The organism is Lentilactobacillus fungorum (genome assembly GCF_016860605.1).
Lineage (GTDB): Bacteria > Bacillota > Bacilli > Lactobacillales > Lactobacillaceae > Lentilactobacillus > Lentilactobacillus fungorum.
In genome coordinates, this window is the sequence record NZ_BNJR01000012.1 from 146848 (window position 1) to 163203 (window position 16356).

The window sequence follows — 16356 nt, forward strand, 5'->3', positions numbered from 1 at the left end:
GTTTATTGGCTGAAACTGATGCTTGATTAAGAAAAAGATTAACAAATCACTTTTTCGCTTGTTAGTGATTGCTGAATTTCATGGTTGGCTTGCTTTGGCAAAATGTCTCATTCGGCACAACGGATTTGGCCTAATTGGTGCTCCAGGCAGAAACTTCCGTACAAGCACCTCTAGCAAAAATCCCAGGCCCGGGGATTTCCTGGGACTTGGCTACTGAGCCGAAACGTGCTCCACAAAGCAGAAGTCTGCACATAAGTCACTTCCACCAAAAATCCCAAGCCCGGGGATTTCCTGGGACTTGGCTACTGAGCCGAAACGTGCTCCGCCAGGCAGAAACTTCCGTATAAGCACCTCTAGCAAAAATCCCAGGCCCGGGGATTTTCTTGAGGCTGGGCTACTGCGCCGAAACGTGCTCCACAAAGCAGAAACTTCCGCATAAGCACCCCTAACGCAAATTCCAAAACCGGGAATTTACGTTAGGGGACCTTATGCTCCAGTTTCTAACCGCTTTGTTCCGCACTCTCTCTCACTCGAAATGCCCACTCTGCGACACTGACCTTACCGTTCTTTTTGGGTTGATCTGCTTTCGATACTCGCTTGGGGTAATCCCCGACCACTTTTTGAATTGCTTGCTAAAGTTTGAAATACTGCTTGCGCCCATCATATAGGCCACGTCTTCAATCGAATATTCCATATAACCCAGCAATAACTTTGCCTTGCGGTACTTTTTTTCATCAATGAATCGTAATGGCGTCATTCCATACACCTTTCTAAAGGTTCGATGTCCATAACCACTACTAATATCGACGCGTTTACAGATATCACCAAATGAAAATTGTTGGTGGTCTTCCTTGTCAATTCCCTCCACAATTAACGTGGCGATCTTACGGGCAACTCTTGCTTCCCGTTCAGTAAAATGTACCTGATCATTTCGAGAAAATTCAGATAGTTTTTCGGTCAACTCATACAAATAGCTCAACAACCTAATCTGGATTTTCAAGTTAACCTGTTCTTCGGTTAGCTTATCGCCCTTACTGTACTTGACAATATCGAGTGCTGCGGCCATCGAAGCTTTGGCCACTGGGTTGTCCGCCGGGATCACCGTATTCGCAATATCGCTAATAATCGTTGACTTAAGGCCGAGACTTTCAAAATTAAAATGGAAACAAATATACGTCATTTCTTGATCTTTGCTTGTATTTCGATTGTTGTGAAGCGTTCCAGGGGCAATAATCAACGCGCTTCCCGGGCCGTACGTCATCGGCTCCAGTCCCTTTAGCGTCGTTGTTTGGGTTCCCTTTAACACACACATCAATTCAAAAGCCTGATGCTTCTGCTCAAAAAAGCTCCAGCCTCCCGGCACCGTATGCATATGCCCACCAAAGATATACAAACCAGACTCGACAACTGGAATTGAAATAAAGTTTTTCATCAAAAATCACCCTCAGAATTAACCTTGAAATCGCTATCACTGATATCATAATGGGATTTAGCTAGTTAGTCAACTAAACGAACTTACTGGATTTATTCAAAACTGAACTTTAATTTATCAATTTATGAACCTGAATCCCCCAAAAATAAATTTATTTTTCTGAACATTTTAATTGTTTTTATGATAGCTTTCGATTATCGTGTTATCTGTTCACCAAAATCATTTGGAGCAGCTACGCAAAGTAAAAAAGCTTCTCATAAGTACTTTTAATAAAGCCTTCAGATCGAGGATTCTCGTTCGAATAAGCTTATGTCATTCAAGTCTCTAATTACTTTGTCTTGCTTACCAGAGAGGAGTGCCTACATATGGATCAATTGTCCTTAGTTATCATCTTATTGGCCGCATTGTTTGTTCCCCTGGCAATGGCTCGATTCAAAATTACGTTTTTGCCGACAGCCGTTGTCGAAATTATTGTTGGGGTCATTTTGGGGCCTTCCCTCTTTAACTGGATCGATTCATCGCCGACCCTGGATATTTTACAAAACGTCGGGGTCATCTTTTTGCTGTTTTTAAGTGGGATGGAAATTGACTTCAGCCTATTTAAGCGAAGACCCACCAAGCTATCGCCACTAGAAGAAAAAGGCAAACAACAGCAGCCAAAATACTCTGTCCTAAAAGTGGCCGTGTTGAGTTACCTTTCAATTGTGATCATGTCCATTATGATGGGATATGGCTTAAAAGCAGTTGGCCTGTTTGCTGACGTTTGGCTGGCGGCCATCTTGTTCATGACCATTTCGTTAGGAATCGTGATCGCCAGCCTCAAAGAACAAGAGCTACTAAGCAAACCCTTTGGTCAGGCCATTCTGCTCATTGCAGCTCTCGGTGAAGTCGTTCCAATGGTTGGCCTAACCTTTTACGCTTCAGCTTACAGCCCCAGTTCCAAATCCCTATGGCTGATTTTACTGATCTTAGTCGCTGCAGCCCTACTTTTCTGGCGGTTCAAAGCTTTCTTTAAAATTTTTGATACCATCAACAAATCAACGACCCAATTAGACGTCCGCCTGGCTTTCTTCATGATCGTTACGTTGGTTACCGTTGCCGAAACGGTTGGCGCCGAAGGCATCTTGGGCGCCTTTCTAGCTGGGATTGTTATTAAGTTATTGGAACCCCATGAAGAAACCAAAGTACGACTGGATTCAATTGGTTACGGCTTTTTCATCCCAATTTTCTTCATTATGAGCGGCGTCAACCTCAACCTACGGCAATTAGTGGCTAACCCACACACCCTATTAATGATCCCCGTTATCTTTATTGGTTACTTGTTAGCAAAAATCTTGATTTACTTCGTTCTCAGAAAACGATTTAAGCGCAGCAACGCTATTGCCGGGACTGCCATGTCAGCCACAACCATTACCGTTGTTTTGGCGGCCTTACAAGTTGCTCAGCACCTTCATCGCATTACCAATCAGCAATCTGGTGCTTTTCTTTTGGCAGCCGTGATTACTTGTATCATTGGTCCACTCATATTTAACAAGCTGTATTCCGCTGAAGCTGAGGACCTCAAGAAAACAACTGTTCACTTTATCGGCACTAATTTAACAACTGTTCCAGTCGCTCAACAGCTGGCTAAAGGCTGGTACGACGTCACGATGTACACAAATAATCAGCATAACTACCGGGCGTTCAATAGTGAGGTCTCAATTGAGCTGTTGGATAATATGGAACCCGGCTTCATGGTCAACAATGGCGTCTTTGATGCCGACATCGTTGTCTTGGGCCAAGTGAATTCCAAGAAAAATTACGAACTGGCCAAAATTGCCAAGAAGTATGGTGTTCGCCGAGTAATTGTCCGCTTTGAAGACCGGAATATCCTCAACGAAAAACAAGAAGAACTCGAACGATTGGGGGTCGAACTTTACAACACCCCAGATGTTAATATCAGCATGCTGCGAGCCTTGATCGAGGCCCCATCAACCATGAAACTGATGACGTCCACTGAATCCAGTGTCTACGAAGTGGCTTTAAGAAACCATCGATACGCTGATATCCAAGTTCGTAACCTACCATTTATCGACAAAATCACCGTCACCCAAATTTATCGAGATAAACGCTTCATCCGGCCAACCGGTGGCACGCCGCTTAAAATCAACGATCGTATTATCTTCACTAGCAGCAAGCAGGAAGCCCCGGCAGTTCGAAAGGAACTTGGTAAATTGAATTAGTATGAATAGCTTCCCATACAGGTATCCATTAATGGTCATTATATTCAATGACAAAAAAGTGATCAGAAACGACATCCCCACGGAAAAGCTGAAGTAACAGCTTTAACTTTGGGCCTTTTTCAAAGTTTCTGATCACTCTTTTTATAATAGCTATTTGAACAATTCTCGATTCACCACGCGATACCTAGCCGTCACGGAATTGTGATTGAAGAAGCGGTCAACGATTCGTACGTCTTCTGGTTCACCAACCCAACAATAGTGGCAGAGATGATTGATTTGAATTTGCTTAGCTAACATTTTGAATCCCGGAATTTCAAATGTTTTCACCATTTCATTCATCTTTTCTGGGAAGGTCAGCGTGTAGCCGGCATGAGTGACGATGCACGTTAAGTCCCAATCAGGCTTAGAATAAATAGTCGCCCCGCCCAGCTCTTTAAAGACGTGAAAACCCAAGCGCTTCAAAACCGGAACAATGTCGATTGCTAACCGATTGCCATCAGCTGGCGCGACCGCCGCTTCTTTAATGAGGGGAATGACGTCGTTTTCTGTTCGACCTTGAAATAAATGAATTAGTTTTTGTTCTGATGCATGAGCCATTTGCATTACTTCCATTTCTACGTGATTACGGTGAACGCTTCGATTGAGTTACCGCTTTCATTATATAACGTCTGCCCCGGCTTTTCGAATCGGATTAGATTTTTAAGTGCGCCTCTCTAAAACCAAGCCACTTAATCGCTAATAATGCAATGCTCATATAACCATTTAATTAACGGCTCACCATTCCCAGTACTATAGTAGGCCATTGCCAAGCGATGAAAAGTAGGCAATGCGCTATCAGTGATCGTTATTAAACCGGCTCCCCCATGAACCAGTAAATAATTAGCAAATAAAAAGGCCGTTACCGTATTCTCAGCTGCATAAAGCTGCTGCCCCATCACATACAAAATCACTTTCAATGCCTTAAAGGTCGATGAATCGTTAGCTGCCAAAATTGTTTGAAGCTCTTGGTCAACGCGCGCTTCATCAGGGGCTGAAATCACGTGGTCCGTGCCAACAATTTTAGTGGGCATTTTCCGCAACCCACTCGATTTCAGTGGCCCACCGCTTACAATTAACCCATTCATCTTGGCTAATAGTTCACCAGAAGGTTGCTGGTCACTGCGAATGACCAGCTCAACGGCTCGTTGAAGGCGTCGAATCAGTTGCGTGTCGGCAACTGAAAGGCCGTAAACATCCGACCCCAAAACAATGGTTTCCGTTTCTTGCCGAGTTGCCCGACCGCCCGCCAGTTGAGACATTGAATAAACGAGATTGATCATTTCCTTGATAGCTAATTTTTGATTATCCTTATGGGTCATTGTCACTTTATCTAGAAAATCCATGACTTAAACGCCAACCTTTTATTAATTTGAAAACACCACTTTTGATGATAGCCAATTCTTTACTGAAAAGCTACTTTTATCGCTACTATTTATAAATCATTAGTCAAATAAGGCTTTGGAAGTGATTGCGTTGTGCGCCTTCCAAAGCCCTTGTTTTAACCTGCAATATTTACTGGTTTTCTGTTCTTAAGTCAGTATCGGCCTGACGCCTCAGTAGTAAATTAAACACGACTGCCCAAATGATGGCCCCAATTGCTGGGAATAATGATTCGTGACTGAAAAATAAACTCACAAAGATTGCAACGAAAAATCCAATGGTTAATGGATTGGACCAGCGATACTCAGGCATTTTAAAACCGTCGCTTTGAAAATCGGCTGACTTTCGGTAGCGATAATGAGCCAGCATCGTCAGCATACATACCAGGATATAAATATCGCTGGAAACCGATGCGATAAACGTAAAGGCCGTGCTCAGCGTGTTAAATGCACTAATAATCGGCGCAAATAACATGCAAGCCGCCGAAAATAAAACAGCTACAATTGGAATACCATTTTTAGAAACCTTGGTGAATGGCCGCATTTCTTTGGTATTAGATTCTTTGGCTAACTGATACAAATGGCGGCCAGTTGAAAAAATCGAACTGTTTAAAGTCGACATTGCCGCCGCAATCACGACTACGTTAACCACTTGAGAAGCTGCCGGCAAGCCAGCCAAATTAAAGATTTGGACAAATGGGCTTTGAGCAGGATCTAGTGTACGCCAAGGCGTAATTGCCATGATAATGATGAGCGACCCAATATAAAACAATAAGATTCTAAAGATAATTTGGTTAACCGCCTTAGGCAATACCTGCTTTGGATTCTTGGTCTCTGCTGTTGTAATACCAACAAACTCCATCCCTTGAAACGCAAAGAATACCATTGGAAAAGCCATTATAAATTGATGAAACCCATTTGGAAACATCGTAAAGTGATCAGAAAGATTTCCCCAAGCAGCATGGGTGCCTTCCGGGTTTTGATGATGAACGGCCACGAGATAAACCCCGACAACAATTAACGCCAAAATCGCAATAATTTTAATTCCAGATAAAAACGTTTCTGATCGCCCAAATGAACTGACCATCAAAATATTAATTCCAGTTAAGACTGCCCAAAATCCCAGCTGAACCAAGCCGGCTGAAATATGCGGGAACCAAAATTTAACGTATGTTGAGAGGGCAATTAATTCCGCGTTCGCCACTAATATCAGTTCCAGCCAGTAGCTCCATTCAGCAAATTTTCCCAGCCGCCGGTTAACATATTTACCGATAAACGCGACAAACGTGTGCTGGTCAGGATCGGCATACATCATTTCGCCAATCGCCCGCATCATCAAAAAGAAGAAACCGCCGATAATCAAATAAACCAGTAAAATTGACGGCCCGGTTCTATGGATCGTGCTACCAGCACCCAAAAATAACCCGGTGCCAATTGAGCCACCAAAGGCAATCATTTGAACTGCCAAATTCGTTAGCCCCCGGTGAGTGCCATCCCGATTAACTTCAACTTTTTCCGTTTCTATCATGCTACTGCCTCCAATCGCAATTCTGAGCATAGAAAAACGCCCCTACAGTTTTCAAAAACTGCAGGGACGTTCACACGCGGTGCCACCCAACTTTATAGTCGATTTCACAACCGACTATCTTAACAACTCGTTAATCAAGGATGATTAATTAAGTCTGAGAGGGTAACGTGTCTTAACGTAGGCATCGCTTTCACGTGCCTAAAGCTCTGAGCTCATCTTCACAAACGCATATCCGATCGCCTCTCACCTAACGCGACTCTCTTTTTCGAAAATTGTTTGCTACTCTTCTCATCATTGCTTAATATTTTAATTTAACTCTTATACTAGCACCGTTCACAGAGAATGCAAGCTATTTTCCATTAGTTAAGCAGGACCTCGGCTACTAGCAAGCCGCCGCCAAAGACCAACACAAACACGACTACCGGCCAAACGAATCGTAGCCAATGTGAATATCGCATATTAAGCATCTGCAGCGTCGCCATCACGAGTCCAGTTGGCGCTAAGAATAACATCGCGTATTGCCCAAATTGGTAGGCCGTCACAACCACATAACGTGGTATGTGAACCGTATCTGCCAACGGTGCCATAATTGGCATTGCCAAAACAGCCAAGCCGGATGATGACGGCACGACAAACCCCAAAAAGAAGAAAATAATGAGCATCATGATAATAAACATTGGCCCGTTCATATTAGCAACTAAATTAGATGATACCTGCAACAAGGTATCAGAAATTTTGCCATTATTCAAAACCAAGTTAATCCCTCGGGCCAAGCCAATAATCAAGGACACGCCAACTAAGCTGGAAGCGCCGCTAACAAACGCGTTGACGACGCCTGTTTCGCCAAGCCCATTTTGCCCAGTAGCTGTTAGGAACATGATTAAAATTGCAAACGACAAAAATGACGCGGCCATCGTCGGGAACCACCAGCCTTGAGACATCACGCCCCACACCATTAATGGGAACGTGATGACAAATAAGATCAAAATGATTTTTTTACGGATCGTGAATTGAGATTTTCCGGTATCACTGCCAGTGGCAGCAATTTCCCACATGCCGTTAAATTCTTCCCGGTCGTCGTAGGAATAAGAAAACTTAGGATCGGCTTTGACTTTCTTACTGTACCAATGTAAGTAGGCAATGACAAAGGCCGCCGCGACAATGCATCCAATGACCCGTTCCATTAAGCCTTGGGTGAAGTTAATCCCGGCAGCGTTAGAAGCAATGACCACCGAAAACGGGTTAATCGTTGAAAAACACGTCCCAATGGAACTTGCCAAAAAGATCGCGCCCACGGATACAATCGAGTCATACCCCATCGCAATAAAAATCGGCACTAGGATTGGATAAAAGGCCACGGCCTCCTCTTCAATGCCACACAAAGTCCCGCCTAACACCATCAAAATTGAAACAAAGAAAATCAGTAAAAATTCATGCCCTTTAGTTTTCTTGGTAAGTGCCAGCAGTCCCGATTCAAACGCCCCACTGGCCTTAACGACGCCAATCAGGCCCCCTAAAACCAGAATAAAGACCATAATATCAACCGCTTCAATCGTTCCACTCACCATACTATTCGGAACCGCCAAAATACTAGCTGGCTTTTGCTTCAGCCTCTCGTATGTATTCGGAATTGAAACTGGTGCAGTAATGCCACCAGACGTGAATTCTTTAATGTTAATTTTAACCCCCAGTTGATCTAATTCACGTTGCGTGCTCGGCACTGTTCGACTTTTACCATGCGGATCGGTCACCTGAAGCGCGGCATGCTCTTGGTTATATGACAGTTTGGAGTAACTGCCAGCTGGCACCAACCACGTCGCAATAACGGCAACAATCGTCAATACAAACAAGATTGTAAACGCGCCCGGCATCTTTAATCTAACCCTTTTCTTTGGTCGTTGCGCTTGTGCATCCATCTATTCCACCTCAAAATTATCCAAAATTGTGTGGTTACTTTCAATAACAATAATTTCAGTTACCTCTTGTCCCATAATAATTAAAATAACCCACAAAGCTAATTTATCGGTAATGAAAGCGCTTGTCAACCAAGCATAAAAGAAAGAAAAGGGCAACTTTTTTGCAGGGAAGTCGATTAGTGAAAATGCCCACTCTCTTATGATTTAGGGTTTAATCGAAATAGCAGAATTACGCTTCGAATTAACCAGCCACAGTTGATTAAACAATTTGTTGAGATGTTGTTGACTACGGTGAGTCGATTGTAGGTAAGAAGTGGTTAAATAGGCTATTGCATTTCATCAAATACCTCCTATACAAATAGGTACTTATCTGATGGTCGTGTTAGCTCTAACTAGATTCAAAATAGTTTAGCTCGATTGTTGAAACCTAGATTACCTGGCATAATGAATGTAGCACGATGGTAAACTTGGAGGCAATTAAAATGACTAATTCAGTTTTAAAAAATAAAACCATTTCAACTCGTGTAACTGAAGAAATTGGGGATCGAGCTAAGGCTAATTTAGCTAAACAGGGAATTACTGTTTCAGAATATATCCGATTATCTTTGATCAAGGCAGCTAATAACGAAGTTGAACTAGTAAACTTCTTAGACAGCCCAGAAGCATTAGCCGCTAAAAAAGAAGTCGAGAACGGCCAAGTAGAAAAGATTGGCGATCTTAACGATTTGAAAGCGTGGGTAAGTCACCTTGATGCAGATACTCAGAAGTAAGCGCTTTGAGCGCGAATTAAAAAGATTAGGCAAACAACGTTATCCAATTGAATTAGTGGTTGACTGTATCCAGGCAATTATTAATAAAGATCAAACAACATTAAGTCAAATTAAAGATCATAGCTGAAAGGGCAAGTGGCAAGGTTATCGTGAGTTCCATCCAGGCCGCCTAGCTACTAGAAGCTCAAGCTTTGATCAATGGGTTGTTATCTACTATATCGATAATAACCGAATCACATTAACATTGGTTGCAACCGGCTCTCATGATATTTTGTCTTAAATAAGATTAATAGCGTTGCGCACAAAAAGCATGATGATCATGCTGTTTTGGCTTATATTTCAATTGTCGTTGTGACCTCGCCATCTCGTAACAAAAGTGATGACTATCACGCCAACTTGACGCCATTACTTATATTTCATATGATCGAAACTTGCCCAATTGTTTAATTATCAATCGCAAAACACTTTGGCTTTCCTCGTAAGGTTTAATCGAAATAGCGGAATTACGCTTTGAATTAACCAGCCACAGTTGATTAAACAATTTGTTGAGATGTTGTCGACTACGGTGAAGCAGTTGACAAGCGAGTGATATAAGACTCATCGATACCTTTGATGGCTACTTTGTTTTATTTAAGGCCTCTCCTTTGATTTGAATGTATCGACAGCGTTAAAAAGGAGGTATTTAAGATGGCAACCATTCAAATCACACTTTCTGATCAAGAAAAGCAACAAGTTGACCAGTTGTTTAAGCAGCTTGGCATGACAACAAGTGGCGCTATCAAAATATTTTTAAGTCAATCTATTCAAAATCAAGGATTACCATTTATTCCACAACTTAAGGATGCTTCCCGTAAACCAAGCGCTGTTTATCCAACCGTTGGGAAAAATGGCGAACTCATTATCCCTGACGATGCACCTAAAGAAGTTAAAGATTGGGTAACTCATGGATAATAAAGCTCTTTATAGCATCTATTTATTTAGAGTCGTGTTTCGAGATAAATCTGGTAGTAAGAAACGCCCTGTCGTGACAGCTTACTATGATTAAACTCACCTTTCTTTCGAACTTTTAGGCATCTATTCTGACCGACCAAAGTATTCTGAAAACACTTACTATCATGATTTTATGTATCGAATCAAAGATTATCGGGCAGCTGGGTTACAGAAGCCTAGCTGGATTAACGTTAAATCACCTTTGATTGTTCCTTTTACAGCTCTAATGGCTAAGCAGATGTTAGGCAAACTTTCTAAACAGGATGCTAAGGACTTAATGAACCTCTATAATCAGTACTGGCATATCCATTAAACTAAGATGCGGCTTAGAGCCAACAAATTATTTGCTACCAACATAATGATCACTCGAATTCATGAACAAAAATTTAGACCCAAAAAGCTCCTCTTCTAAAGTCGTTTCGGCAACTGCCAAAGTGATATTAGAAGAGAAGCTTTATTTTTAAAAGTAAAAGTCATTTATTGAAAAACTACCTAGTTGATGATTTCACCAAGCGTCGCTCATGATCACGCCAGCACATTCGCCTTAATCTTCTCAGCACCCTCAAAGTTGTTGGTAAAAATCCCAGCAACGTTTTGCGCAAACAAATGCTTTTGAGCTTTAGGATCATCAACGGTCCAGATCCGTTCCTTGATATGCCGCATCGGAACGTAATGGCTTAAATGCAGGCCCACCAAGTGCTCTTTTGCCATCAATTCCCTTGGATTCTTGATGTCATGTTCTGACAAGAAGCAATATTGTTGGGTAGGGTCGAGTTGATAAGCCATCTTGAGTGAATCCAGATTAAATGATGAATAGATCACCGGATAAACCAGATGATACTGTTTGACCATCTTCAGGACAATTTCTTCAATGTGTGGGTAATGAATTTCATTCGTTTTAAATTCTAGGTTTAAGTGAACTGGCTGGCTATCAGCTAAGGCTAAAAGTTCCTTTAGCATCGGCACTTTCTCACCATCACTTAACTGGAAGTCTCTTAATTCGTTCAAAGTGTACGAGCGAATTTCGCCGACTCCATTGGTTGTTCGATCAATTTTTTCGTCATGCATGATAACTGGAACGTTATCTTTAGTCAAATGAACATCGAATTCCAAACCGTCGATGCCATGGGCAATTGCATAGGCAAATCCCTTTAAAGAATTCTCTGGGAACTTATGCGGATAACCGCGGTGACCAAAGATCAATGTTTTGCTTACCATTATGTGTCATTTGCTTCCTTCCAAAATAACCGACTACGTGCGATCAACAATAATTTGACATCACACTCGCACTAATGTGTATCCATAATAACATGATAAAAGAGACTTTCAAGGCATTTTCACTTATTAGCCAAAAAGGTCATTTTTTACCAATTGAGGAAGGCAAGCCGTCGCTAACAAATGGCTGGTTCAAATCAAACGGTACCGGTTGATCCAAAGTTAATAATTGCGGCGTCACTTGGCAGTCGTAGGCCAAAACGTGGACGCCGTTTTTTTGTGCTTGGCCGATGGCACTTGCTAAGGGTTCAAAAATTTCTCGGTCAATTGTGACCACCCGGTTTCCTCTCATTTGAATCACAAACAATAGGTAAGCCAAGTAGCCGGCTTTAGCTGCGCTAGTCAACGTTTTAACATGCTTTAATCCTCGAACAGTCGGTGCATCTGGAAACGCCGCCACCCCTTGATTAGCCAGCGTGACACCCTTAACCTCCAAGAAAAATGGTCGCTTGCGGCTATCTTCGCCGGCAAAGTCCAGCCGCGAGTCTAAATAGGTTACTTCCGGGATAACTTGAGCAATGCTGGAAATACCAGGCAATTTAATAAAATTCTGAGTCAGCCCCGCCTTCACTAATTGGTTGGGCGCCTGTGAATCAATATTAATCCATTGGTGATTGTATTTCTTTGCGGCCACCAAATCATAACGCGTTTTTCTTGCCGGATTATCATTTCGAACCAATGATGTCGTCACATCCGGCTGCAAGATGGTCGTTCGCCCCGTGTTTTTCACGTGAGCGACCACGACTTCATTTGTTGCTATTAATCGACAATGGGCAATAAAGCGGTTAGGGCGGTCGATGAACTTCGCTAGGTGACTATTAGGATATTGCATTAGTGTTGACTCCTCATTGATAGGTCATTTTCTTTAGCGCTTTTAATAATGTATGAGCAACTTCTTCTGGTGAATCCGGCTGCTCTTTGACCAACCACATATTTAAGATGTTCCAAAAACCGCCGAACGAAAAGCTCATGACGTAAGCAACTTCTTGCTTGCTCCCCTTAATATGCCAAGGCGCCTGAAAGACATCATATAGTTTAGGTGCTTGAGGACTTAGCTTGGCAAGTAACACCATGAATAGATTTTGTTTAATCAGTAATCGAATTTCGTTTCGTTGATCATACCAAAAGGCAAAAAAAGTGATTAGCACTTGTTCAAACGTCATTTTTTGCGCTGAAAGGTTTGTTAGTCGTTGCAAATAATTGTGAACCATCTCATTGCCATAATAATCCAAAAGGGCTTCTTTATCCTTAAACGTTCGATAAAACGTTCGCCGTGATAGTTGAGCTTGCGCTGAAATATCCTTAACCGTTATTTGATGATAATCATGATGCTTCAATAATTCAAAAAAAGCTTCAACCAACCACTGTCTGGATTGGGCTGCCATTCGCTGCTTACCATTCATTTAACCGCTCCCTGTCACAAATTTAAAATTATGTAGCACTTGTTGGAAAGCCCTAGTGTTTCTGATTCAATCCAAGTATACTAAAAACCAGGTTGAATGTCACACGTGTGAATAAGCGTCACGCGTGAGACAAATTATATTTGCGCAAATATAATTGCCCATTTAACCAAAGGAGGCAATTATGTTAAATAAAATAAAATATATCTTACCTGTATTACTGATTGGCAACCTTTTATGTATGATGGACGTTTCAATTATGACCATCGTGCTGCCAGAGATTCAAACGGCGTTTAATGAAAGTCTAACGAATTTATCTTGGGCGTTAAACGTTTATACAATCGTCTTCGCATCATTTATTATTCCATTTGGTAGATTGGCAGAAAAAATTGGTCGGAACAAATTTGTGTTTGCCGGTTTAATAATTTTTGCTGCTGGTTCACTACTTTCAGGAATGGCCCCAACCCTTTCATTTATGCTAGTCGCTCGAGGCATCCAAAGTCTTGGCGCCGCAATCATCATTCCAACTAGTATGGTGATTGGTTTAGAAATTAGCAATCAACAGAATCGTAATAAGATCGTTGCCGCTTTAGCTGGTGTCCAAGGATTAGCAGTTGCATTAGGCCCAAGTATTGGTGGTTTGGTTGCTCAATATTGGGGCTGGCGCTGGGTTTTCTTCATTAACGTTCCGTTGATTATTCTTGACCTCATTATTTTTCCAGCCGTGCTTCCCCTCAAGAATGAATCAACTCAATCAGCCCCTGTTGATTGGGGTGGTGCTTTCTTAAGCATCACCATGTTATTTTCACTTTCCCTTGGATTAATTAAAGGCAACGCTTGGGGATGGCACTCACCAATTATCCTAAGTTTATTTGCCGCCTCTTTCGTATCATTTATTGGCTTTATCCTCCTAGAACGCCACTTGAAATTACCAATGATCAATCTACGCTTGTTCCATAGCCGTAACTTTGACGGTGCCAGTATTTCGCTAGTACTGTGTAATTTCTTCTTAGGTGGAATGGCTGTACTGATTCCCACCTTCTTAACAAGGGTTCACGGGCAAAGCGAGTTGGGTGCCGCCTTATTAATCACGCCGTATTCAGTCGCTGTAATGTTTTCAGTTATTTTCACCTCTCTTTTGGTCAAAAAGATTAATAATAAATTACTAATTGGTCTAGGGTTTACGTTGATTGGCACCAGTTATTATCTACTAGCGACAATGAATTTAGATCACGGCTATCAGCCTTTAATCCTTGCAGCAATTGTGTTGGGCATCGGCTACGGTTTAGTTGCCGCAACCGCCAATATTTTAGCTGTCGCTGATTTTCACGGCTCAATCCTAACTGCTTCGCAAAGTGTCGCTAATGTTTTACGGCAAGTAGGGATGGTGCTTTCGATTGCAATCTTTATGACCGTTCTATCAAGTAATATTAATAGCGCCAAGAAAAACACGCTTGCGTATGGATCCCAACAAATTACCAGCCTTCATTTAGCCAATTCCGCCAAAGAAAAAATGAGCCGCAAGCTTCACAAGCGATTAAATCCCAACAGTAATAACATCACAAAAGTGAAAGGCAGTTTGAAGTTTAAAGGAATCAAAATATCAAAAGAAAAACAATTAACTTTAATCAACCGCGCTTATCATCGACAATTAGCCTTAGTTGCTGCTAAAGAAAATTTGCCCACAAAATTGGTACCGCAAAGACTCAAACTAGAAATTAGCCGTGGCGTTTCAAGCCAAGTTAAACAGTTATTGGTTAAAAAAGTTAGTCAAACAAATCATCAATTAAAGAAATGGATCCAACACGTTAAAAATCATTTGAAAAAACGCCTCAATGTTGCCTTTCTGAGTGTTTATGGGAGTTTGGCTTGGTTACCATTCGTTTCATTGCTAATAATTCCTATCTTTAAATTTAAGAGCCCCGATACCGTTGATTAAAATGCTCCACTAACAGCTGTTATTTTTAGTTTATTTCTCGTATGATAAAGATAACAAACAGCTTGGAGGAATAAACTTGTATTCATTTGTTAACCGCTTTAGAAATTACGTTTGGCTAAAAAGCCTTGCTTACATTATCTTTGGCCTCATGTTCCTGTTTGAACCGCACGAAACGTTGAATGCTTTTATTGGTATTTTAGCCGTCTTCTTTGCCATTTTTGGTATCATTAACCTGCTTTCAGCTTGGCGGCAGCGGGCTCGCGCCGAAATTACCAGCTATAGTTTATCGATTGGGATCTCCCAGTTAGTCATCGCCGTCATTATCTGGATCTTCGCTAAACCACTGCTGGCCTTTTTGCCATTTGTTGTTGGCCTGACATTAGTTATCATGGGCATTTCTAAAACCATCGACGGTCTCCAGCAACACCGTGAATACGTTAATGTATCACCATTTCCAAATAGCTTATATGGCATGATCCTCACTTTGCTAGGGATTATGTTAATGTTTAACCCATTTGGAACCGTCTTGGTTGTTCTGCAATTTTTTGGCGCGATTCTTGTGATTATGTCAGTAATGGATATCGTATTGGCGTGGAGATGGCGTTAGTCACCAAATTATTTTTAAAAAGTAGCCCGATTGAGACGCTTCTCAATCGAGCTTACTTTTTTATCCTTATAATCCACCGTTATGCTTGGGCTAAGGCCGCCAACAGTTGCGCCCGATTAGCCCGTAGCGTATATGCCGAGGTACCATACTATATTGCCGGGTGATAATCACAAATAATATTGTTTACCATTTCACAATAGTTTATAATATAAGTGTGGAGTTTTAAGCATCTCTGCTAATCGCGCTTGATTTTACCAAACTACTAATTAGAAATAAATGAATTACCAAGCGGGGATCTTATATAGTCTACGAATTCTGAGGGGAATTCGACAGGCGGTTGCCATAATTAAATTTGAAATCAGTTGATTGACCAATTACCAGTTGACGAATTGACTTAATTCGCGTCAGTTTGATCGGGATCTCCCAATTGATCTACCACCTAATTGGCTTATTTTATATCATAACTTGTTGCCAAACTGACTTGCCGTCAACCTCGATTTCATTTTAACCGTATCAACTGTATGGGAACGGACAAATTGATTAAAAATCAGTAGATAAAGTCCCTCGGTTGAAAATCACCGGCTCTGGAATTTCTGGCCAAGGGACACATATGGAGATTTCTACCTTGCATTGCCGAGTGTTAAGCCCACAAGCTCTGGGTAGTTGACTTATAAACCATGATGCGATAAACGTGATTAGCCCAACATCCACGCAAAAAGACGACCTTTTGAGAGATCGTCTTTTTTATTAAGCATTAGTAATGAAAATTAACGCCGAATGATGTTCAATTTCACTTTTATAATCACTATTCAACGATGATTCCAAGTAACAAGTTTCGAGTAACCTGTTTAATGTGAGT

The 16356-nt window shown here is 41.6% G+C and carries 13 protein-coding genes, 1 pseudogene and 1 other annotated feature; of the genes and pseudogenes, 6 read left to right on the plus strand and 8 right to left on the minus strand.

All coding sequences use genetic code 11. The annotated features are described in order from the left end of the window. Positions 1 to 526 precede the first annotated feature (526 nt). Positions 527 to 1432, minus strand: coding sequence for a helix-turn-helix domain-containing protein (locus tag YK48G_RS06370; protein WP_203629882.1), 906 nt, complete (start codon positions 1430 to 1432; stop codon positions 527 to 529). 365 nt (positions 1433 to 1797) lie between these two features. Between YK48G_RS06370 and YK48G_RS06375 the strand changes: the two genes are divergently transcribed. Beyond that, positions 1798 to 3654 carry a cation:proton antiporter family protein gene (locus YK48G_RS06375; RefSeq protein WP_203629883.1) on the plus strand — a complete coding sequence of 619 codons (1857 nt, stop codon included), beginning with the start codon at positions 1798 to 1800 and terminating at the stop codon, positions 3652 to 3654. Positions 3655 to 3804: 150 nt separating this feature from the next. Here YK48G_RS06375 and YK48G_RS06380 read toward each other — a convergent pair whose 3' ends face one another. The 4 genes from YK48G_RS06380 to YK48G_RS06395 all read right to left on the minus strand — a co-directional run bounded on the left by YK48G_RS06380 (position 3805) and on the right by YK48G_RS06395 (position 8516). Beyond that, entirely contained in the window at positions 3805 to 4251 is a 447-nt protein-coding gene (locus YK48G_RS06380; RefSeq protein ID WP_203629884.1) for a hypothetical protein, read from the minus strand. A gap of 131 nt (positions 4252 to 4382) precedes the next feature. After that, positions 4383 to 5036: a cell filamentation protein Fic gene (locus tag YK48G_RS06385; protein ID WP_203629885.1), complete on the minus strand. Its 654-nt coding sequence runs from the start codon at positions 5034 to 5036 to the stop codon at positions 4383 to 4385. Between the two features lie 169 nt (positions 5037 to 5205). Beyond that, positions 5206 to 6600 (minus strand): amino acid permease, encoded by a 1395-nt coding sequence (locus YK48G_RS06390; protein WP_203629886.1) that lies wholly within the window; start codon positions 6598 to 6600, stop codon positions 5206 to 5208. A gap of 59 nt (positions 6601 to 6659) precedes the next feature. After that, positions 6660 to 6904 (minus strand) — a binding site (T-box leader). Positions 6905 to 6959: 55 nt separating this feature from the next. Beyond that, complete coding sequence (locus YK48G_RS06395; protein ID WP_203629887.1) at positions 6960 to 8516, minus strand: YfcC family protein; 1557 nt, start codon at positions 8514 to 8516, stop codon at positions 6960 to 6962. 482 nt (positions 8517 to 8998) lie between these two features. Between YK48G_RS06395 and YK48G_RS06400 the strand changes: the two genes are divergently transcribed. The 3 genes and pseudogenes from YK48G_RS06400 (at position 8999) to YK48G_RS06410 (ending at position 10237) form a co-directional block, all read left to right on the plus strand. Continuing rightward, positions 8999 to 9286 carry a plasmid mobilization protein gene (locus YK48G_RS06400; RefSeq protein ID WP_203629888.1) on the plus strand — a complete coding sequence of 96 codons (288 nt, stop codon included), beginning with the start codon at positions 8999 to 9001 and terminating at the stop codon, positions 9284 to 9286. Positions 9287 to 9425: 139 nt separating this feature from the next. Continuing rightward, positions 9426 to 9566 (plus strand): annotated as a pseudogene (locus YK48G_RS13520) (type II toxin-antitoxin system mRNA interferase toxin, RelE/StbE family); the annotation flags it as partial. A gap of 407 nt (positions 9567 to 9973) precedes the next feature. Then, positions 9974 to 10237 carry a type II toxin-antitoxin system RelB/DinJ family antitoxin gene (locus YK48G_RS06410; RefSeq protein ID WP_203629889.1) on the plus strand — a complete coding sequence of 88 codons (264 nt, stop codon included), beginning with the start codon at positions 9974 to 9976 and terminating at the stop codon, positions 10235 to 10237. A 564-nt stretch (positions 10238 to 10801) separates the two neighbouring features. Here YK48G_RS06410 and YK48G_RS06415 read toward each other — a convergent pair. The 3 genes from YK48G_RS06415 to YK48G_RS06425 all read right to left on the minus strand — a co-directional run bounded on the left by YK48G_RS06415 (position 10802) and on the right by YK48G_RS06425 (position 12954). Continuing rightward, complete coding sequence (locus YK48G_RS06415; RefSeq protein WP_203629890.1) at positions 10802 to 11494, minus strand: glycerophosphodiester phosphodiesterase; 693 nt, start codon at positions 11492 to 11494, stop codon at positions 10802 to 10804. 139 nt (positions 11495 to 11633) lie between these two features. Then, positions 11634 to 12383, minus strand: a complete 750-nt coding sequence (sfsA, locus tag YK48G_RS06420; RefSeq protein WP_203629891.1) for a DNA/RNA nuclease SfsA — start codon at positions 12381 to 12383, stop codon at positions 11634 to 11636. 13 nt (positions 12384 to 12396) lie between these two features. Continuing rightward, positions 12397 to 12954, minus strand: a complete 558-nt coding sequence (locus YK48G_RS06425) for a TetR/AcrR family transcriptional regulator (protein ID WP_203629892.1) — start codon at positions 12952 to 12954, stop codon at positions 12397 to 12399. Between the two features lie 181 nt (positions 12955 to 13135). On the opposite strand from YK48G_RS06425, the gene YK48G_RS06430 reads away from it, so the two are divergent. Together YK48G_RS06430 and YK48G_RS06435 are read left to right on the plus strand one after the other, a co-directional pair. Then, the gene (locus tag YK48G_RS06430) at positions 13136 to 14890 is read left to right on the plus strand and encodes an MFS transporter (protein ID WP_203629893.1); all 1755 of its coding nucleotides are present in this window, start codon (positions 13136 to 13138) and stop codon (positions 14888 to 14890) included. A 76-nt stretch (positions 14891 to 14966) separates the two neighbouring features. Then, complete coding sequence (locus YK48G_RS06435) at positions 14967 to 15497, plus strand: HdeD family acid-resistance protein (RefSeq protein WP_203629894.1); 531 nt, start codon at positions 14967 to 14969, stop codon at positions 15495 to 15497. The last annotated feature ends 859 nt before the right edge of the window (positions 15498 to 16356 follow it).